We start from the raw sequence: 20,290 nt of genomic DNA, 5'->3' as shown, positions 1-20,290 counted from the left end.
AAAAAACCTCTTTTTTAAAAAATATTGATGTATTTTATAGTTGAAAATAAATCAATCATAATTCTTTATTGGAATTATGATTTTGACAAATAGGACAAAGATAAGTGCCTCTACCACCAACTTTAATTTTAATAATTTTAGTTTGACAGTTTATGCAAGGTTTGTTAACTTTTCCATGTACTTGCAATTTATTTTGAAAATAGCCTATAATTCCTGGTTGAGATTCAAAAGTACTTACAGTAGTTCCACCCAGTTTAATGGCTTTGGCAAGCACTTTTTGGGAAATTGTAACAATTTCTTGCACTTGTTTCAAAGACAGTTCGCAAGCTTTAGTCTCGGGGTGCAATTTTACTAAAAACAAAACTTCATTAACATAAATATTACCCAATCCAGAAATTATTTTTTGATTTAATAAAACTTTTTTCAAAGCACTTTTGGTCTTTAATATTTTTTGATACAAAAAAACTGGATTGATTTCAAAAGGATCTAAGGCTAGTTGATGCAAGGTAGTTTGGGTTAAAAAAATGTTCTGATTCTTGACTTCAAATCTACCAAATTTCCTAAAATCATAATATCTTAAAGAACTTTTATCTCCTAAAATAATTGAAAAATGTTCGTACTTATGTTTAGGCTCATCGCAAGGTTTGATAAATAATTTTCCTTCCATTCTCAAATGTCCTATCAAAACTAATTCTTGAGTTAAAAAAAATAATAAAAATTTACCTTTTCTTTGAATATCCAAAATGGTAGTTTGTTCAATTTTTTGAAATTCTTTGGTATTTTTAACAGTAGGCTCATAAAATACCTTAGTTGCAACAATTTTTTTCCCTATTAGTTGTGTTTTTAAAAAATCTACAATAATTTGGACTTCAGGTAATTCTGGCATGTTTTATAATCCTTTTTTTATCTTTTTTTGGTTGATTTGTTTTTGGATGTTTGACATTTCTATTTTATAAATAAATTTATAAATAATAAGTTTTACCTAATTAAATATTACCATTATCTAAAATAAAAAAATAATTCAAATGTTTAGAAATTAAATCTATGTGTTGTTGCAAATAATTATTTAAGGCAAAATAAGTAATTTTGGCATTTTCATTGTGTCGTTCTAAATGGCGCAATAATTGCAATATGGCAATTTTTTTCATGTCTAAAATATTTTCTTGTAAAAAAACATATAATGTTTCTAAGTCCAAATTCGGAGTTAATTTTTGATTCCCAAAAAAAACTTTTCTTTTCAATAAGGTTAATGCATATTTTTTTTCTTTAATTTGTTGTAATAAATTTTGATAATAATTTATAATTTCATCATCCAAACTTAAATATTGATTTATAAAATCTTGGGCACAATTCGAAGAAATATTTAGTTCGAGAAGTATTTCTTTTATCCACGAATCCAAACAAAAATTCGTTGTTTCAGAAAGATTTTGAGAGTCCTTTTTGATTTCTGATGTGGGTTCATTTACAAAAAAATGTAATGTTTGTTCATCATTTAAAAGATGATTTTTTTTTATTTTGAAATAATTTTTAATTTTTTGAATATTTCCTAAAGTAGCTAAAATTTTTAACGAAAAGCAAAAAAAATTATCATTAATTAAATAATTATAAGTTTTTTTATTTTTTGTCATATTTAAAAAAAAACTGTTTTGATACCCAAAAACATCTTTTAATGATTTTAATTGATTGATTTGGTTTTCTTGTTCTTGATTATTTTTGAGATTTGTGTATTGATTTTGATCTGAATCTTTTTCTTGAGCTTGTTCTTGCATTTGATTTGTTTTTGGTATTTTTTCTTGTTGCATTTCTATTTTTTCATATATATTTTTTTCTATTGGATTTGCTTCTATTATTTGTTTTTGCTGTAATAAATTGGTTTCATATTCTAATTGAGCTAAAACATTCGATAAAGGAAGCTCTATTTCTTGAAACAAAAATAATTGGTTTTGGGCTTTTAAATAATGAAAAATACTATTTTTAATGGCGTGCAATAAAAAAGATTTAAAAGCTACTTTTTGCTCTAAAATTAAAATTTTTTGAGATAATTGGCTTACATAATTTGTGTTATTTAAAATATCTATTTTTGATATAATATGACTAAATTCAAGATTTTTCAAAGGAAATAAAAGATAAGAAGCACAAATTAAATCAAAAATAACTCCGTTTAATTGTTGGTGTTGTGTTTTTAAAAAAAATTGTATTGCTTGATTGTGAAAAACAATTTTATAAAAATTAGCATCTTTTAGATAATTGCAAAAGTTATTATTGGCAAAAGCCAAATTGGCATCTATAAAAAAATGTGCATTGCCATTGGAAAAACCAATTCCTTGCAAAAAAGTATTTGAGTCATTTTCTTTTTCCAACTCAAAAAAACAAGCCCAAATTTCGTGTGGTTGGATTTGATCCAAAAAAGTATTTAGAGCGTTTTGGTCTTTGATAATTTGATAATGAAAGTTGATTTGGGGTGTTTTGGCGCCTTGTTCTTGAACTTTTGGAGTGTTATTATCATTGTTGTTAGTGGTGGCGATAGGTCTGATTTGATTTGTTTGGTTTAAATTATTATCGTTTTCTAAATTGCTATCTTTGACTGCTTCTTGCACTTCTTTGGCTTTAAGTGATGCTTCCTTATTGTATTTATTTGTGGTATTTATTTCTTTTTCAATTCTTGCATATTTGGTAATAGCTAAGCGTCTAAAATCCATTTCTTCATAAAAATTTTTAAGGTTTTGTTCTAAACGTATTTGAATTTCTGTTTGCATACAATCAAAGGGCAAAGGCACTTTAAGGTTAATTGCGGTAAGTATTTTGCTAAGTTCTAAATCAGTTTGAGAATTTTGGATTTTGGTTTTTAAAATAGGTTTAATGTTGTCTAAATTTTGCATCAAATTATCTAGGGTATCATATTCTTGTAATAACTTTTGAGCAGTTTTGGGTCCTATTCCCAACACTCCTTTAATGTTATCAGAAGGATCGCCAATTAAACTTTTATAATCAATCATTTGATATTCTTTAAGACCGTATTCTTCAAGCAAAGTGGTAGGTGTGTAGTATTTAATTTCACGCAATCCTTTTTTAAGCAAACAAACAGTAATTTTTTTATCTACTAATTGCAACAAATCACAATCACTGGAATAAATAGATACTGTATTGTTTTGATTACTTGCTTCTTTGGCTAAGGTGCCTATAATATCATCGGCTTCGTATTCATCTTGGGCATGATATTTAACACCAATTAGTTCTAAATATTGTTTAATCAAAGGAATTTGACTAATCAATGCAGAAGGTGTTTCTGGTCTTCCTTGTTTGTAAGCATCGTATAATTGGTGTCTTTTGGTAGTTTTAGGAGTATCAAAAGCTACTAAAATATAGCCTTTAGTTTCTTCTAAAATTTTTTCAAACATTCTAATAAAAGACAAAAGAGCATTAGTATAGATCCCTTTTTTATTTTGCAAAAGGGGCTTATATTTGCTTGCGGTTGCGTGATATGCTCGAAATAAAAGCGAATTGCCATCAACTAAAACTAAATGTTTCATTTTTTCTCCTATTTATTTTATCGTTTAGCTAATAGCCGAAATTTGATTATAAGTTAATAATGATTTTGCTATTTTTAAGGTAAAAAAAGAAAATAATTAATGTAATATTAAAAAAAGAAAGTTTGGAAAAACTTTCTTAGAATACAAGATTTTGTTTGGTTTTTTATTTTATTGTGTTTATAAAAAGATTTTATAATTTTAATTATTTATTATTATTCATATCATGAAAAAAAGACATCGGATCATTTTGTAATTTATCAAGATCTTGATCATCAAAATGTTGCATTTGCTTAGCTAATTTTTTTTGTTGTTCTAAAAGGGTAATTAGCTTATTGACATCACTTAATTGATTACCAGAACCTTTAGCAATTCTTTGTCTACGTCTACTGCTCAAAACAATTAATTGAGGATTTTTCTTTTCTTGTTTAGTCATACTTTGAATTAAAACTTCAAATTTATTAAATCCATCATCACCTAAATTAGCAGAAAGTTGTTTTATCTTGCAACCTAATCCAGGAATAAAACTTAACAATTTACTGAAAGAACCCATTTTTTTTAAGGTTTTTAATTGCTTTTGAAAATCATAATAATTATAACTATCATCAAATAATTTTTCCATCATTTGTTTACTTTGATGAGGATCAATTTTATCAGTAAATGTTTCAATTAAAGTTAAAATATCTCCCATTCCTAAAAGACGAGATGCCATTCTATCAGGATTAAATGGCTCTAAACTATCAATTTTCTCTGAAGAAGAAACAAATTTTAAAGGCAGATCTGTCATTGCTCTTACTGATAAAGCAGCTCCTCCTTTAGTATCTGCATCCATTTTGGTCAAAATAACTCCAGTTGCTCCTAATTGATTGTGAAACGACTGAGCAGTATTAGCAGATTGTTGTCCTGAAAGACAATCAACAACTAACAAAATTTCTGAAGGATCAGCTTTGGCTTTAATTTGTTGCAATTCTTGCATCATTGTCTCATCAGTATCAAGGCGCCCCGCAGTATCAATAATTACTGCATCATATCCTTCTTGCGAAGCATGTTTTAATCCTGCATCTACAATATCTAAAACATCAGCATCAAGTTTAGAAAAAACATCAATATTAATTTGTTTACCAATAACTTTTAATTGTTCTATTGCTCCTGGACGATAAATATCACAAGCTACAAGCAAAACTTTTTTACTATTTTTTTTGCGCAACCAAAGAGCTAATTTTCCTGCAGTAGTCGTTTTCCCACTTCCTTGCAACCCAATTAACATTAAAGTATTCAAATTGCAATTAGGCTTAAAAGTAAGATCAACACGAGTAGAACCCAAAATTTGAATTAAGGTTTTGTTTACAATTTTAATAATATGTTCTTTATTATTTAAACCTTTTAAAACTTCTTGTTTCAAAGTCTTTTTTTCAATAATTTCATTAAACTTATCAATAACTTGTAAATGAACATCAGATTCTACCAAAGAAACTTTAATATCTTGCATAATATTTTGAATGTCTTGTTGTTCTAGGATTTTTTTTCCTCTAATTTTATTAATAACTTTTTGTAAGCCTTCGCCTAATATACTCATATTTTTATCTCCTTTGTGATGTTGTGAAATTTGTTTTTGTGGGGTTTATTTTTTTTTATAATAAAATTTTTTTGTTTTTTCTTTATAATTATCAATTATAAAATATCTTCAGAAGTAAAAAAACCTTCAAATAAATTAAAAAGATATTTTTTAACATCAAAAGTAATTAAATCTTGGGCTTTTTCGCCTACACCAATATATTTAGTGGGCAAATTGTATAAATACTTAATTGCAAAAACAATCCCTCCTTTGGAAGTGCCATCAAGTTTTGTTAAAATGGCTCCTGAAAGTGGGGTTGCTTGATTGAACAAATCAACTTGATTAAGAGCATTTTGTCCTGTGGTAGCATCCAAAACTAAAAAAGTTTGTAAATTTGAGGCGGGCAAATGTTTGTAAATAACACGATTGATTTTAGCTAATTCTTGCATTAAATTAGTTTTGTTTTGTAATCTTCCAGCAGTATCACACAAAATAATATCATAATTTTGACTTTTAGCAAGTTCGATTCCTTCAAAAATAACGCTTGCAGGATGAGCTGGTAAGGGCTTGCAAAAAACTTCAACACCTACTCTTTTTGCCCAAATTTGGAGTTGTGCTACTGCACCTGCACGAAAAGTATCAGCAGCAATTAAAAGTACTTTTTTGCCTTCTTGTTTCAATGCTTCGGCCATTTTTCCAATAGTAGTTGTTTTTCCTACTCCATTAACTCCCGTAAACAAATACATTTGAGGAAAGTTATTTTGAGATGTAAAAGTATCTTTGGGATTTGTTGGGTTGGGGCCTTGGTTTTGTTTTGCTTGTTTTTTTTCTTGTTCTTGTTCTTGCGAACTTTCTAATGTGTCTTTTATATTTTTCATATCTTTCATATTTTGATACAAATCAAACATTTTAGAAAAAACAACGGAAGGAAGCTTTTGAGGATTTTTAATTTGAAATTGATTAATTTCATCTTTGATAGCTTGCATCAAAAAAAAAATGGTTTTAGTGCCAAAATCAGCTTGAATTAACAAACTTTCTAATGCTTGTAATAGCGATTGTTCAATATTGTTAGATTGTTTCAAAAGAGTTTGAAAATCTAGAAAACTAGCTTTGGTTTTTTTAAGACCTAGTTGATATTTATCATTATTTTTACTTTTAAAAAATTTACTTTTCAACCATTTAAACATTTATAAACTCTCCTTTTTGAAAGTAATTGAGGTATCAAAATAAAAAACTTATACCCAATTATTATAACTAAAATACTTTCTTTTTGACTGGCAAAACTTCGCTAACCAATCTAAAATGAGTTTTTTTAGTTTTTTGGATTTTTATTATCATAAAATATTTAAGGATAAATTAAAAAAACAAAAGCAAATAATAAAAAAAAATTATTATAACTCAAATTAGCGAAATTTATTTAAAATTAACTAATTACAATATTATAAATAATAATTTTTTCAAAAAAAAAAAAAACAGAAATTAAAAATTAATTTCTGTTTCAAATTTATAAATAATATTAATTATTAATCCTTTTTAAAAAGTTCTATAAAGTTTTAATAAGAGGATAAAAACTAACAAATATAAAGCAAAAGGCTTAGATTTTGATATTTTTTATCTACTTGCTTTTCAATAATATATTCAAAGAACAAAAACAACATAAAAAAATAATAATAACAAAAAAATTAAAAGATACAAAAAAACAAATTTATTAATTAATTGTTGATTGTTTTTTTAAAAAATTTATAATAAAGTAAAATAGTAATTGTAAAATTACCCATCAAAAAAAAAAAAAACGAAAACAAAATAGTTAATCATAAATGTTTATATATTATTAATTTACAAGTCAAATCGGATGTATGTGATATATTTTAAACGAACATCTAAATAACTCATAAGCATTCCTAAAAATGCCCCCAAAGTAAAATAAGGCAAATAGGAGCTGTTATTCGTGATACACTAGAAGAACAAAAAATACGTAGGCATATACAAATATTTAAAAAATAATTGTTTCTTTATTTCACCTAAACTTTGGCAAAAACCTAATTCATGCCATACAAACACAAAAGAAAGTGACAAATAAATAATAAAGTTTTTTGAATAACTCTTTTATAAGTTGCTCTACAATAAACTGTAACCGAACTTAATTTTTTATTATCTTGAATTTTTTCTTTAAAATTATCTAATAAAAACATGTTATTTCAACTCTTTATTAAATTAAATTATCAAATTAGATTTGTTAAAGTTTTAAAGTCTCTAACTTGAATATAATAAAAGAATTTATGCCTTTGTTATAACTCAAAATATTTAATTAGTAGTTAATTTAATATTGTAAATATTAATAAAATAGAAAATAGTAAAACTATTTATCTACTATTAATTATAACATAATATAAAAACTATATTCCCATTCAACATTTATATTAAAAAATATTAATTTATTGTTAATCATAATACAATTAAAATTAACTATGTAAAACTCTAAAAATTTAAACATTAATATTACCACTTAATAAAAAAACCAACTTTTAAGTTGGTCTCCTTATTATTTTATTATTTATATCATTAATTATATTAACTACGATGTTGCAAATCTAATAATTTTTGATATAATCTTTTTTCTTCTAAGCTTAATGGGTTAGGAGTTTTGAGATGAACAACAACATACTGATCACCTTTACGATAAGAAGAATTAAGATGTGCAACTCCTTTATTTTTCATTCTTAATTTATTTCCTGATTGAATCCCTGAAGGGATTTTTAAAGCTACTTCACCATAAATAGTAGGAATCAAAATATTAGTTCCTAAAACAGCTTCTGGCAAAGTAATAAAGATTTCTAAAATAATATCATATTCACGTCTCACAAAAGATTCATGAGGGCGCACTTTAAAAGTAATATATAAATCTCCTGCTTTTTGATTATTACTTAAAGGAACAAAATTTCCTTTTCCAGGAACTTGCAAAGACATTCCTTCTTGAATCCCTGCAGGAATATTAAAGGTAGCTGATTGCTTAACTTTTTGACGTTTTTGTCCGTGACAAGCATAACATTTATTTTTAATTTCTTGTCCTTTACCACTACAATTAGGACAAACTTGACGAGAACGAATATTACCTAAAAAAGTTCTTTGCTCAGTAATAATTTGTCCAGTTCCACCACAACGTCTACAAGCAATAACATCTTGATGGGAAACTGCTCCTTTACCATGACAAACTCTACAATCAGCTTCTACAGTAATTTCAATAGTTTTGTTAGCCCCTAAAACAGAATCAATAAAACCAATAGTCATCTCTACTTTTTTATCATAAGAAGGTTTTTTAGTTTGTTGATTACCAAAAATATCTCCAAAAGAACTGAAAAAAGAATCCCCAAAAGAATCAAAGCCATCAAAACCACCACTACCGAAGTCAGAAAAACCGTTATCTGAAGAATCACCAAAACGATCATAATTACTTTTTTTAGAAGCATCTCCTAAAACACTATAAGCTTCTTGAACTTCTTTAAATTTGCTCTCGGCGTTAGCTTCTTTGGAAATATCAGGATGATATTTTTTAGCAAGAATACGATAAGCTTTTTTGATGTCCTCAGGACTTGCGTCTTTATCTAGACCCAAAATATGATAATAATCTTTTTTTGTCATTGTAGCTAACTTCTCCTAATAATAAAACTAAGGGGTTTTGCCCCTTTGATTTCATTATTCTTTATAGTTTGTTTTTTATGGTTGTTTTTGTTTAGTTATATTTTTAGTATTTTGTTGTTATTATTTTTATTATTGATTATTTTTGTTCTTCAAAATCAGCGTCTACTACTTCGTCTTGAGGTTTTTCATTTTTAGCAGTGGTGTTTTCTTGCGCACCTTTTTCTTGAGCTTTTTGATAAGCTTTCATTGCGATTCCTTGAGATTCTTTAGTAAGACTTCCAGTTTTTTCTTTAATTAAAGCAGTGTCATCTCCTTTTAGAGCTTCTTCTAATTCTTTAATTTGATTCTCCACTTTGTCTTTTTCTTCTGGTGTAACGTCTGCTTTTAAATCTTCTAAAGATTTTTTAGTGTGGAAAATCATATTTTCTGCTTCATTACGCGCATCAATACTTTCTTTTTTCAAACGATCTGCCTCAGCATTTTCTTCAGCTTCTCTAATCATTCTTTGAATTTCTTCTTCTTTAAGGGCACCACTTCCTGAAATAGTAATTTTTTGTTCTTTGTTAGTTCCTAAGTCCTTGGCTTTAACTGATACAATTCCATTTGCATCCAGGTCAAAAGTAACTTCAATTTGAGGAATTCCACGAGGTGCTGGTGGAATATCTGTTAATTGGAATCTTCCCAAAGTTTTATTATCAGCTGCTAAAGGGCGTTCTCCTTGTAAAACATGAATATCTACTGCTGGTTGATTATCTGCGGCAGTTGAAAAGACTTGTTTTTTAGATGTTGGAATAGTAGTATTTCTTTCAATTAATTTAGTAAAGACATTGCCCAAAGTTTCAATTCCTAAGGAAAGTGGAGTTACGTCTAACAATAAAATATCTTTAACTTCTCCTGATAGAATTCCTCCTTGAATAGCAGCTCCAATAGCAACTACTTCATCAGGATTAATGCTCTTATTAGGAGTTTTATTCAATTCATTTTTAACTAAATCCTGAACTGCAGGAATACGAGTAGAACCACCCACTAAAAGCACTTGATCGATTTTTTTAATATCTAATTTGGCATCACTTAAAGCACGTTTTACAGGAGCCAAACAACGATCAATTAAATCTTTAGTAAGTTCATTGAATTTAGCACGAGTCATATTGTATTCTAAATGAAGGGGACCTGCTTCGCTCATTGTTAAGAAAGGCAAAGAAATTTGTGAAGAAGCAACACCACTTAATTCTTTTTTAGCTTTTTCAGCAGCATCTTTTAATCTTTGCATTGCCATTTTATCTTTGGAAAGATCAACACTATTTTCTTTTTTGAATTCTTGCACTAAGAAATCTACTATACGCAAGTCAAAATCATCACCTCCCAAAGCATTGTCTCCAGAAGTAGAAAGCACTTCAAAAGTACCGTCCATCAAAGTTAGAATAGAAACATCAAAAGTTCCTCCTCCTAAGTCAAACACTAAAATGGTCTGTTCTTTGTCACCTTTGTCAACGCCATAAGAAAGAGCAGCTGCAGTTGGTTCGTTAATAATGCGTTTAACATTTAAGCCTGCAATTTTACCTGCATCTTTGGTAGCTTGTCTTTGAGCATCATTAAAATAAGCAGGAACAGTAATTACTGCCTCACTTACTTGAGCTCCTAAATAATCTTCAGCAGTTTTTTTTAAATTTGCCAAAATCATTGCACTAATTTCTTGTGGAGTGTATTTTTTACCACTCACATTAACAGTATAATTAGCTTCTCCCATGTGTCTTTTGATAGAACTAATAGTATTAGGATTGGTAATTGCTTGGCGTTTGGCAATTTCTCCTAACATAATTTCATCACCTTTAAAAGAAACTACAGACGGAGTTGTTCTTCCACCTTCAGCATTAGGAATAACTTTTGCCTCGCCGCCTTCCATTACAGCAACACAAGAGTTAGTTGTTCCTAAATCAATACCTATAATTTTATTCGTTTTTTTCATTTTTATCACTCCATTCATTTACTTTAACCAATGTTGGTCTTAAAATTCTTTTTTTATATAAATAACCTTTTTGTAAAACTGCTAAATTGGTTTTATCAGGCTTTTCAAAGTCACACACTGTTTCTAAAGCGTGGTGAAAAGTAGGATCAAAAGGTTTATTAAGAGCCTCAATTTCTTCTACTCCTTCATCTTGCAACACTTTTTTTATTTGTTTTTGTAACAACTTAAAACCTAATAAATATTTTTGCAACAATTCATTTTGTGTAGGCATATCAATTACTTTTTCTAATTGCTCCAATGGCATTAATAAATTATTAATAAAATTACTTGATGCATATTTTAATTCATTTTCTTTTTGAGTTTGAGCTCTTTTCTTAAAGTTAATGAATTCTGCTTGATTTTTTAACAACCCTTCATCAAAGGTTTTTTTTTGTTGGGAAAGTTTTTGTTGTAATTCTTTAATTTGAGTTTGTAATTTGGTAATTTGTTGATGACTGCTTTCTTTTGATAGATGTTTTTGTTGTTTAGTATTTGTTTGTTTGGTTTTGTTTGGTTGATTTTTAAAAGTTTCATCTTCCTTTTGGTTGTCTTTATTTGTTGTTTGGGTTTCTTCTTTTTGGCAATTTTGACATTCTGTATAATCTTTATGTAATTCTTTTGTTTGTGTTTTTAAATTATCTAAGTTATCTTGTTCTTTTTCTAAAAACATCTTAAAACCTCTTTTCTTTCTTCATATAATTATGTTTTTATTTTGTTGATTACAATTATTTTGGCAGACTGTTTGGTTATTTTATTTATTTAATTAAATTATAAATTATTTACTTATTATTTATTATTTGTTATAATTATTTATTTTACAATTATTTATTCTTTTATTTGTTATTCTTGATCGTTTAATTTAGATAAATGAACTGCCAAATATTCCAAAATAGGAATAACTTTAGGATATTTCATCCACGAAGGTCCTACAACTGCAATTCTTCCTTTCTCATTAGGATTTACATCGAAAGGAATAGAAAGAATCATACAATCTTTTAAAGGAGTAAGTTGCAAGCCATCAGAAAATTTAAAAGACAAACTATCTTGATTTAACATAATTTTTAATAATTCTTTACGCTCTAAAAGACCCATAAATTTTTTAATAATTTCAGGATTGTTTAATTCAGGTTTTTCAAGCATTTTAGAAACCCCCGAAAAATAAAGATTCTCTGAGGCAAAACTACTAAAAGCTTCCATAAACAAAGCAATTAATTGTTCTTGAAAACAAATATATTTAGCAATAGTTTTTTTAAAAAAATCACTTTGAATAATATGGGCTGCTTCTGATAAAAACTTATCTTTCAACAAATCATTTACTACTTGCACTACATCTTTAAGGTCATAAATGCTAATTTCTTTTGTTTGTTCCAAAGAAATATTTTGATGTTGTACATTTCCTTTATCAGTAATAATCAAAATAACAGCTTGAGCACTATTTAAAGGAATAAAATCAATTTTAGTAATTTTACTATTATTAAAAATATCAGAACCAATTGCCATAGTAGTATAATTAGTTAAATTATTTAACAAATTAAGAGCTTCTTTAATTACTTGCCCTTTACAAAAACGCTTTTTTTGAATCACTTTGTCAATGCTTTCAAACATACAAGCAACATCATGATCACGCGTTAATAAATGGTTTAGATAGTAAACATAACCCTTAAAAGAAGGAACTCTACCACTAGAAGTATGATTTTTTTGTAAAAACCCCTCTTTTTCTAATTGCACCATATCATAACGAATAGTAGCACTTGCAAATTTAAGATAAGGTAAATAGGTAAGCATTTTAGAACCTACTGGTTGTCTTTTTTGTGAATAGTTTTCAACTACAGCCTTTAGGATTAATTTTTTTCTATCTGAAAGCATATTCATCACCTCTTGGCACTCACATTAACGATTGCCAATAATATTGTATTACTTTTTTTGTTGAATGTCAACCTTATATTTTCATTTTTTTATATTTTTATTTATTTTTTATTTATTTTATATTGATTTTAATGTGATTTTAAATAATTAATAATAATATAAAAAAAAATGAAAAAAATTGCTGTGGAAAAAGCTTTGTCTTATTCCTTTGAAGATAATTTTATAAATCAAATGGCTAATATATTACAATCAATGTATAATTTAAACAAAGATTTTGAAAATGTAAAAAAACCAAGTAGATTAGAAAAATGTATGGCAAATGCACCTTTATATCTCAAAAATAAAATGTAAAAGAGAAAAGGAATTGAGCCAAGTCAAAAGGGGAATGAGTGATAACTTCTGATAATAACCAATAAAATAAAGGATTAAAAAATTATTTTAATTTAATAGTAATTTTTTCTTAGAGATATCTAATTTTTATTATTTATTTTAATATTATAACATTTTTTCAGTTTAATACAACATAAAAAAATAAAAATCTACAAGAAAAATCCTTATCAAAAAAGGGTAAAAGTTAAAAAAAGATTTAATTGAAAAATAAAATTTAAATGAGTTTTTTTTGAATTTCCGAAACACAATTAAAATTAAAATATACCTTTATCTTTCATTTTTTAATAAAATAAATTGGATTAAGTAGAAAAAATGTTATATTTTATTGTTAAGAATAAGCTGAATAAGGATTAATATATTGATTAAGTTTTTTGCTTTTCTAAATAATTATTTAAAGGTTTTAAAACTGATAATTTAGATAAATTAAAAAAAATTATTTAATTTATTCCATAAATTAGTATATGTATTGCTAGTTAAAAATTTTTAATAAATTTTTTGCATAAAAAAAGTACAACAAAAAAAACATGATAATTTACCTTTATTTACAATATATTCAAACATATATTTATTTTGGTTTTTATCAAAATATAATGGTTAAGGAGTGATATTTTTATCCTCAGGAAAATCTTTGCCTGGAACTTTTACTGCTTTTTTATTAAGTGTTCTTAAAATGTTATTTCTTAATAAAACATACAAAATATGCTTTTTACCAAATTTTAAAATATTTGATAAATAAAACCCAGTCATTTTATAATCACCATAATGAAGGCCAAATGGAAGATATTTGATATTTTTTAGTAATAGGTAATTTTTGATAACTATAAGAAAATTGAAACATTTTTTCCAATTAAATAATTTTTTTTAATGCAATGGTTTTTTTATAATTTTACATTCATTTAAACCAGCATCATATTTAATAACATATTCAGAAATAATTTCAGCAACATTTTTATTAATAATAGTTGCTAATTGTTTACATTCCTTAATTTAAATTTTTTTAGTATTATCTAATTTACCTTTAACAAAATATCTGTAAATTTTGAGAACGAGAATTTAATAGTTTTAAATTAGGTAAATTATCACGTAAAATATCAGACCATAATTTAAAAACATTGGGGATATTTTTTTTACTTTCTTTTTTAAACCAACCATTATTAGAATTATATTTAGCTTTATTTTCAGCAATCATTAAAAAATAAATTTATAAGTTTATAAATTTCCTTAGATTATTTCTTAAAAATAAATAATATTTATAAGGAATAGGTCTCATATGTAATTTAATAAATTCTATTTTTTCTTGGTTTTTTTCTTCATAACTAATATTAGCTAATTCATAGAAATAATCAAAATTATTTAAAATATATTTATTATCAAAAAAATAATTCCAATTATTAGATTCATTTAAATCTTGTAATTATTGTTGAATAAAAGCTGTTTTTTAATTGATAATTTTTTTTTAAACGAGATTTTTGAATAGAATTTATAAGACGATATAAGTGTAAAAAAAAACTTAGAAAAACAACCTTGCCCGAAATCAGTAGTCTTAACAAAAAAATAAATTATTCTCAAATTCTTTAATTTATTCTTTATTAAAAGTGCCCCTTTTAATTGAATTAAATGTTTTATAAGAACATGAAAGGATAAACTAATATATTCTTTATTCATATTTAAATCATTTAAATTTAGCATTGTTTGTTCTCCCTAAACACAAAACTACTACTTTGACGATAGTTCACAGCAAAGGCGTTTTGTATAATATATATTATTTTTAAAAGAACCCTAAATCCTCAGAGGGGAATTTTTTTGGGGGGGCAATAGGTTAATCTTAGTATACTTCGGCTGGCCGCCTAGTTCGCTTTATGGATAATTAATAATTTATAATTTCTTTAATTATTTTACCCATTCTAATGAAATACTCAATGATTTATTGACCAAAACTTGAAAAGATTGCAAAAGCAAATATAGTAATCTTACTACAATTTCGCTTTTTTAACAAAAAGGGTTGAGTTTTATTTATAATAGTTATTTAAATATCCAAAAAAACCAAAAACACATAATAGACAAAATCCATTATAATCAACAATTTAAAGAAAAAATGTTATAAATATACAACAAAGAACTCAATTAACAACTATCAAACATTTATTTCATTATTGACAATCTCATATTTTAACTCATCTTTTTACATCCCAAAAAACTTTATAATATACGCTTTTTTATTGTTCCAAATACAAACTTTTTTAAATAAACCATAAAACAAAGTCACTTTTAAAAAAAATAAATTATTAAAATGATAAAAAAATGATAAAATAAAATTAAGGACAAAAGATAAACACAATAACTTTTTACAATAGAAAGCAAACTAAATGACCCGCAACAAAAAATATATCCTTATTACAACTATCTTTTTAATTTTAATTGGAATTACAATTTTTCATTTCTTTTCTGATGAGATTTTATTACAAAACTCAACACAAAATGACAATAAAGCTGAAATAAATAATAAAATAGAAATCTCACAAGAAAATTTTAACAAAAGACTAAAATATATTATCCATAATGAACTCGAAGAACCGCAAATAACTTTTCGTATAAAAAGAAAGGAAAAAGAACTACGCAAACAATACCAACAACAACAAATGTCTTTCATGTCTAAAAACGAAAAAGAATCATACAAAAATATTTTAAAAATAAATAGCCAATTGGATGATATATCATTTAACAATAAAAACATAAATAAAGATATAAAAACTTTAGAAGAAAAATACGAAGAAGCAAATGAACAAGAAAAAATAAAAATAAGAGATGAAACAAATCTGATTTATGAAAAAACAAAACAATTAAGTGAACAAAAAGAACAATTAGAAGCTGATCAAACTTTAGCAATTAAACAACACATCGATTTATTTAAAAATTTACAAACTCAAAATAAATTTAGTCAAATAGACATAAAACCTTACGAAAATGCTTTAAAAGAAATATACGATATTAAAAATTAATCCAAATCTATAAAGGCTCTCATCCAATGAGAGTCTTTTTTTTATATTATTTAATTACCTCTCATATTTAAACAAACACATAATAAAAGCAATAAAAGACACTTTTAATTCAAAAATAGTTGTTTTTTTTATTAATTTACAACCATAATAAAGTATAATATTAAAGATGCAGTAAAAAATTATTAAATGTTATAAATCAAAAAACTATTATAAATTAGTGTAACTTTTTACTTTTTAACGATTATTTAACTTTATTTCACAAAATACAAAATTATTATTAAAACCATAATTGTTATAAAAGCAAAATACCAAAATACTTTTTATTAGGGTCTTAACTAAAAATATTAAGTCTTACAACTTTTTTACTTAAAGTAAAAATGACATCAAATACACAGTTGATAGTTTTTGAAATGATTCCTTTTTTCAAGATTATTGATTATTCAACAACTACAAATAATAACTTCAAACAATAAAGGGTTTAATGTTTTAATTCAATTAGTAAACATTTTATATTTATATCTGTATAATTTAATTTTAAATTAAAAAAGAAAGATGAGGAATTTATGAATACTTTATTCGAACAATTACCTATTTTAGAGCAAACTAAAAAAGCTTTAAAAGAACTCAATTTTATCGATACTACTCCAATTCAGGCATTAGTAATTCCAGAAATTATAAAAGGACATGACGTAATTGGACAAGCTCAAACAGGAACAGGAAAAACTTTTGCTTTTGGTATTCCCATTATTGAAAAAATTAACCCAAAAATCCAAAAAACCCAAAGTTTAATTTTATGCCCTACTAGAGAATTAACTCTTCAAGTATATGAAGAATTAAAAAAATTACTAAGATTTTATCAAGAAATAAGAATCGCTGTTGTTTATGGTGGTGAATCTTACACCAAACAATTTAGATCTTTAGAAGCTAAACCTCATTTAATTATTGCTACTCCTGGACGTGCAATTGACCATCTAGAAAGAGGCAAAATCGATCTCTCAGCATTAAAAATTCTAACTCTTGACGAAGCAGACGAAATGTTAAAAATGGGATTTCAAGAAGCCTTAGAAACAATCTTAAAAAAGATTCCAGAAGAAAGACAAACTGTCTTATTCTCAGCAACTCTACCTCCATTTATTAAAAAAATAGCAAGCAAATACCAAAAAGACACTAAAATCCTACAAGTTCCCGTTAAAAACATTGCAGTTAATGCAATCGAACAAAATTACTTTTTAGTAAAAGAAGTTGACAAAGCTAAATTATTAGTACGTTTGTTAGACTTAAAAAAGGATTATTCAACTATCTTATTTGCAAACACTAAAAAAGATGTTGACGAAATTACAGCCTACCTTCAAGACAAAGGCTTTTTAGCTGATGCAGTTCACGGAGATTTAAAACAAAACCAAAGGCAATATGTAATGAATAATTTTCGTAAAGGCAAAATCAAAATCTTAATTGCAACTGATGTAGCTGCAAGAGGTCTTGACATTTCTGACATCAAAATGGTAATTAACTATGACTTACCACATGAAGACGAAGTTTATGTTCACCGCATAGGAAGAACTGGAAGAGCTGGTAAAAAAGGTTTAGCTTACAGTTTAATTAGTCCCAGAAAAGTAAGCCAACTTAAAAAATTGGAATACTACTTAAAAGAAAAAATCACTTTACTAGATATTCCTTCTGTTCAAAGCATCAAATTACAAAATGCCAAGGATTTAGAAAAAAAAATATTAAATATTATTGAAAAAAACAAGGAAGAAACTACTCCAAATCCATTAGCACAAAAGTTATTAGAAAATTTTTCTTCTGAACAAATTATCCAAGGATTATTGAAAAACTTTTTACCAAAAGAAAGAAATTATACCGAAATCATTCCTCCAAGAATTAATACTAACAATTCTTTTACCAGATCACGTTTTGGTTTTGAATCTAGATTTGGTTCTTATGGTTCTAACGACTCTTACAAAAGAAAAAATAGTAACTTTATAGAAGTTGTTATTAATTTAGGTAAAAAAGACAATATCAATCCTCCAGTATTATTAAAATTATTAAAAGATCATTTCAAAATTTATGGCAAAAATATTGGCAATATAAAACACTTAACTCACGAAACTATTTTTGAAGTAGAAAGTCGTTTTTGGAATCAAATGAAAAGCAAATCTAATATTCGTTTCCAAAACAAAAATTTAATTCTTAACAAAAAAGATTAAAAAAATAACAACTTAATAATATAAAATAAGCTAGCTTATTTAAGCTAGCTTATTTCTTATATTATATCTTTTTTTAATTTAAGGAACTAAATGATTATAGATTTTAAGATTATTAGTTAAATATTTTTTAATAATTTCTTGTTCCTTTACCAATTTTTCCCTTAAATTTTGTAACAATCAATGGATTTTAGCTAAATTAAATTATTCATCGCCAAATCAATATTTCCAAAGTTTTATATAAATTATTTTTTTAATTTAATTTTAATGTTTAGTCTTGAAAAAAGGTTATCTTTTTGTATGCTTTTTTGACCAAAATAACATAATTATGTAAAAAAATAATTATAATTTAATCTTATATGGGGTGATTCCAGTTTTTTTACCTAACTAGATAGCGCAAAGAGAAAAAAATATAAAAAATATCTTTTGAAACTAAAGAATTATCAAAAAAAATTTAGACACTTTTTAATTCAAAAAAAATATTTCTTTAGTTTGAAAAGATAGAAAATTATCAACTTATTTTTTTTAGTCTTAAAGAACAATTTTAAAAATTAAAATTTTATAAAAAATGTAACAGATCAGTTTGGGAGTGAATTCCATAATGCTACCTTTACCAAACTTTTTTCAATATCCTTAATAGTGTCTTATAAATCTTTTTGGTTTTGTGTATTTTGCATAAATAATTTTCCTTTGATTTTGTATTTTAGTTTTGATGAAATATGTTTTTTTAAATATTGTAAACAAAATAATAAAGATAAAAAAGTAAGATAAAATAATTATTACAATTTTTTTAATATTGAGAGAGAGAAAACAAAAAAAGAAAAATTAAAAGAAAAAATTTAAAAAAATAATAAAAACAGAAGTAACAAAAAAAGATAACAAAATTAATTACTCAGGAGCGAAGTTTTTACGAATAATTTTATAATTTTTAAAAAAATAATCAAATCCAGAAACAATAGTTAAAACAACTGAAACAAGCAAGCAAATATCACCTATATTACTTAGATATTCAAACAATTTTTCTGCATCACAAGCAAAAGTAGAAGAAGTATATAACCCAAAAAAAAGGCAAATTATGGCAACAAAAGTAAAAACAGTTTTGGCTTTACCCCAAAAAGATGCACTAATAACAACTCCTTCTTTATTGGAAGCTACCAATCTTATTCCTGTTACTAAAAATTCTCTAATCACTATAATCATAATAACAGCAGTAAAAAAATTTTTAGGCATTTGAGTATCTGAAAATAAAAAGGTTCCTTGCGTAGCAGATAAACGACATTGACAAATATAAAAAAGTGTTATAATAACTAATAATTTATCAGCAATAGGATCAAAAAACTTACCAAAAACAGTTTGTTGTTGATATTTTTTAGCTATATAACCATCCAAATAATCAGTAATAGCAGCCACTATAAAAATAATTTGAAAAGCCAAAACATTAGCAAATTCAGGCTCACTTACACACATCAAAGGCAAAAGCACAAATACTAAAACAATCCTAAAAACAGTAATTAAATTAGCCAACAAAGGAAACATAAGTTACTCCTGTAGTAATTTTGTAAAAAAATCATATTTTTGTTTGATTAAATATGGTTGAAAAAAGGCAAATCATTTCTTTGAATATCAAAAAAAAAAAAAATGAAAAAATAAATGGTTAAGGAAAAAATAAGATTTTCAAAAAACGCTCTTATATACTTTTATTATAACATTATTGATAAATGTTTTTAGTAAGTGTTTTTATATACATAATATAATTGTTATTATTTTGAGTAATTATTACAATTAAAATATACATTATAAAAACTCTAAATTTATAAATAAATGGTTTGTATAAAGAAGACATATTTAACTTAATTTTTAAATGTTTATAATACGAATAAATTAACAAAGATATATTTTATAGTTTGTTTTGCTTTAAAAATATCACGGCACCCCCCAATATTATCATAAACAAATCGAAGGGAACCGTAATAGTTAAAAACGTTTTAGAATTTTGATATAAATATGTTAGTTATTTTTACGTTGGTAAAAATAATTTCAATCAAATCACCTAATAATAAAATACTAAAATAATATTTTTAAATAATCATAAATACTTATGATAA

The 20,290-nt window shown here is 25.3% G+C and carries 14 protein-coding genes; 3 read left to right on the top strand and 11 right to left on the bottom strand.

The window, feature by feature from the left end; all coding sequences use genetic code 11:
- Positions 1 to 55 precede the first annotated feature (55 nt).
- From mutM to hrcA, 9 genes are all read right to left on the bottom strand, one after another.
- A complete protein-coding gene (gene mutM / locus AYWB_RS00290) occupies positions 56 to 886 on the bottom strand; it encodes a DNA-formamidopyrimidine glycosylase (RefSeq protein ID WP_011412351.1) in 831 nt (276 codons plus the stop codon).
- 100 nt (positions 887 to 986) lie between these two features.
- Positions 987 to 3,530, bottom strand: a complete 2,544-nt coding sequence (locus tag AYWB_RS04145; protein WP_011412350.1) for a 5'-3' exonuclease H3TH domain-containing protein — start codon at positions 3,528 to 3,530, stop codon at positions 987 to 989.
- 202 nt (positions 3,531 to 3,732) lie between these two features.
- Positions 3,733 to 5,103 (bottom strand): signal recognition particle protein, encoded by a 1,371-nt coding sequence (gene ffh, locus AYWB_RS00280; RefSeq protein WP_011412349.1) that lies wholly within the window; start codon positions 5,101 to 5,103, stop codon positions 3,733 to 3,735.
- A 95-nt stretch (positions 5,104 to 5,198) separates the two neighbouring features.
- A complete protein-coding gene (ftsY, locus tag AYWB_RS00275; protein WP_011412348.1) occupies positions 5,199 to 6,269 on the bottom strand; it encodes a signal recognition particle-docking protein FtsY in 1,071 nt (356 codons plus the stop codon).
- Between the two features lie 852 nt (positions 6,270 to 7,121).
- The gene (locus AYWB_RS03835) at positions 7,122 to 7,274 is read right to left on the bottom strand and encodes a hypothetical protein (RefSeq protein ID WP_011412347.1); all 153 of its coding nucleotides are present in this window, start codon (positions 7,272 to 7,274) and stop codon (positions 7,122 to 7,124) included.
- A 379-nt stretch (positions 7,275 to 7,653) separates the two neighbouring features.
- Entirely contained in the window at positions 7,654 to 8,721 is a 1,068-nt protein-coding gene (gene dnaJ, locus AYWB_RS00270; RefSeq protein ID WP_011412346.1) for a molecular chaperone DnaJ, read from the bottom strand.
- A gap of 136 nt (positions 8,722 to 8,857) precedes the next feature.
- Positions 8,858 to 10,687 (bottom strand): molecular chaperone DnaK, encoded by a 1,830-nt coding sequence (gene dnaK, locus AYWB_RS00265; RefSeq protein ID WP_041639781.1) that lies wholly within the window; start codon positions 10,685 to 10,687, stop codon positions 8,858 to 8,860.
- A complete protein-coding gene (grpE, locus tag AYWB_RS00260; RefSeq protein WP_011412344.1) occupies positions 10,671 to 11,396 on the bottom strand; it encodes a nucleotide exchange factor GrpE in 726 nt (241 codons plus the stop codon). The genes dnaK and grpE overlap by 17 nt, the downstream gene beginning before the upstream one ends.
- 170 nt (positions 11,397 to 11,566) lie before the next feature.
- Entirely contained in the window at positions 11,567 to 12,601 is a 1,035-nt protein-coding gene (gene hrcA / locus AYWB_RS00255; protein WP_011412343.1) for a heat-inducible transcriptional repressor HrcA, read from the bottom strand.
- Positions 12,602 to 12,760: 159 nt separating this feature from the next.
- On the opposite strand from hrcA, the gene AYWB_RS00250 reads away from it, so the two are divergent.
- Positions 12,761 to 12,943 carry a hypothetical protein gene (locus AYWB_RS00250; protein ID WP_011412342.1) on the top strand — a complete coding sequence of 61 codons (183 nt, stop codon included), beginning with the start codon at positions 12,761 to 12,763 and terminating at the stop codon, positions 12,941 to 12,943.
- 633 nt (positions 12,944 to 13,576) lie between these two features.
- On the opposite strand, the gene AYWB_RS03830 is transcribed toward AYWB_RS00250, so the two are convergent.
- Complete coding sequence (locus AYWB_RS03830) at positions 13,577 to 13,729, bottom strand: hypothetical protein (RefSeq protein ID WP_011412341.1); 153 nt, start codon at positions 13,727 to 13,729, stop codon at positions 13,577 to 13,579.
- A 1,619-nt stretch (positions 13,730 to 15,348) separates the two neighbouring features.
- On the opposite strand from AYWB_RS03830, the gene AYWB_RS00240 reads away from it, so the two are divergent.
- Together AYWB_RS00240 and AYWB_RS00235 are read left to right on the top strand one after the other, a co-directional pair.
- Complete coding sequence (locus AYWB_RS00240) at positions 15,349 to 15,981, top strand: hypothetical protein (RefSeq protein ID WP_011412339.1); 633 nt, start codon at positions 15,349 to 15,351, stop codon at positions 15,979 to 15,981.
- Positions 15,982 to 16,544: 563 nt separating this feature from the next.
- A complete protein-coding gene (locus tag AYWB_RS00235) occupies positions 16,545 to 18,188 on the top strand; it encodes a DEAD/DEAH box helicase (RefSeq protein WP_011412338.1) in 1,644 nt (547 codons plus the stop codon).
- Positions 18,189 to 19,073: 885 nt separating this feature from the next.
- On the opposite strand, the gene pgsA is transcribed toward AYWB_RS00235, so the two are convergent.
- A complete protein-coding gene (pgsA, locus tag AYWB_RS00230; protein WP_011412337.1) occupies positions 19,074 to 19,721 on the bottom strand; it encodes a CDP-diacylglycerol--glycerol-3-phosphate 3-phosphatidyltransferase in 648 nt (215 codons plus the stop codon).
- Positions 19,722 to 20,290 lie beyond the last annotated feature (569 nt).

It is taken from the genome of Aster yellows witches'-broom phytoplasma AYWB, from assembly GCF_000012225.1.
Lineage (GTDB): Bacteria > Bacillota_I > Bacilli_A > Acholeplasmatales > Acholeplasmataceae > Phytoplasma.
This window is presented reverse-complemented; position numbering and strand designations above follow the sequence as displayed.

Coding starts and splice junctions, on each gene's coding strand:
- mutM (WP_011412351.1), bottom strand. CDS start 886: ATGCCAGAATTACCTGAAGTCCAAATTATTGTAGATTTTTTAAAAACA.
- AYWB_RS04145 (WP_011412350.1), bottom strand. CDS start 3,530: ATGAAACATTTAGTTTTAGTTGATGGCAATTCGCTTTTATTTCGAGCA.
- ffh (WP_011412349.1), bottom strand. CDS start 5,103: ATGAGTATATTAGGCGAAGGCTTACAAAAAGTTATTAATAAAATTAGA.
- ftsY (WP_011412348.1), bottom strand. CDS start 6,269: ATGTTTAAATGGTTGAAAAGTAAATTTTTTAAAAGTAAAAATAATGAT.
- AYWB_RS03835 (WP_011412347.1), bottom strand. CDS start 7,274: ATGTTTTTATTAGATAATTTTAAAGAAAAAATTCAAGATAATAAAAAA.
- dnaJ (WP_011412346.1), bottom strand. CDS start 8,721: ATGACAAAAAAAGATTATTATCATATTTTGGGTCTAGATAAAGACGCA.
- dnaK (WP_041639781.1), bottom strand. CDS start 10,687: ATGAAAAAAACGAATAAAATTATAGGTATTGATTTAGGAACAACTAAC.
- grpE (WP_011412344.1), bottom strand. CDS start 11,396: ATGTTTTTAGAAAAAGAACAAGATAACTTAGATAATTTAAAAACACAA.
- AYWB_RS00250 (WP_011412342.1), top strand. CDS start 12,761: ATGAAAAAAATTGCTGTGGAAAAAGCTTTGTCTTATTCCTTTGAAGAT.
- AYWB_RS03830 (WP_011412341.1), bottom strand. CDS start 13,729: ATGACTGGGTTTTATTTATCAAATATTTTAAAATTTGGTAAAAAGCAT.
- AYWB_RS00240 (WP_011412339.1), top strand. CDS start 15,349: ATGACCCGCAACAAAAAATATATCCTTATTACAACTATCTTTTTAATT.
- AYWB_RS00235 (WP_011412338.1), top strand. CDS start 16,545: ATGAATACTTTATTCGAACAATTACCTATTTTAGAGCAAACTAAAAAA.
- pgsA (WP_011412337.1), bottom strand. CDS start 19,721: ATGTTTCCTTTGTTGGCTAATTTAATTACTGTTTTTAGGATTGTTTTA.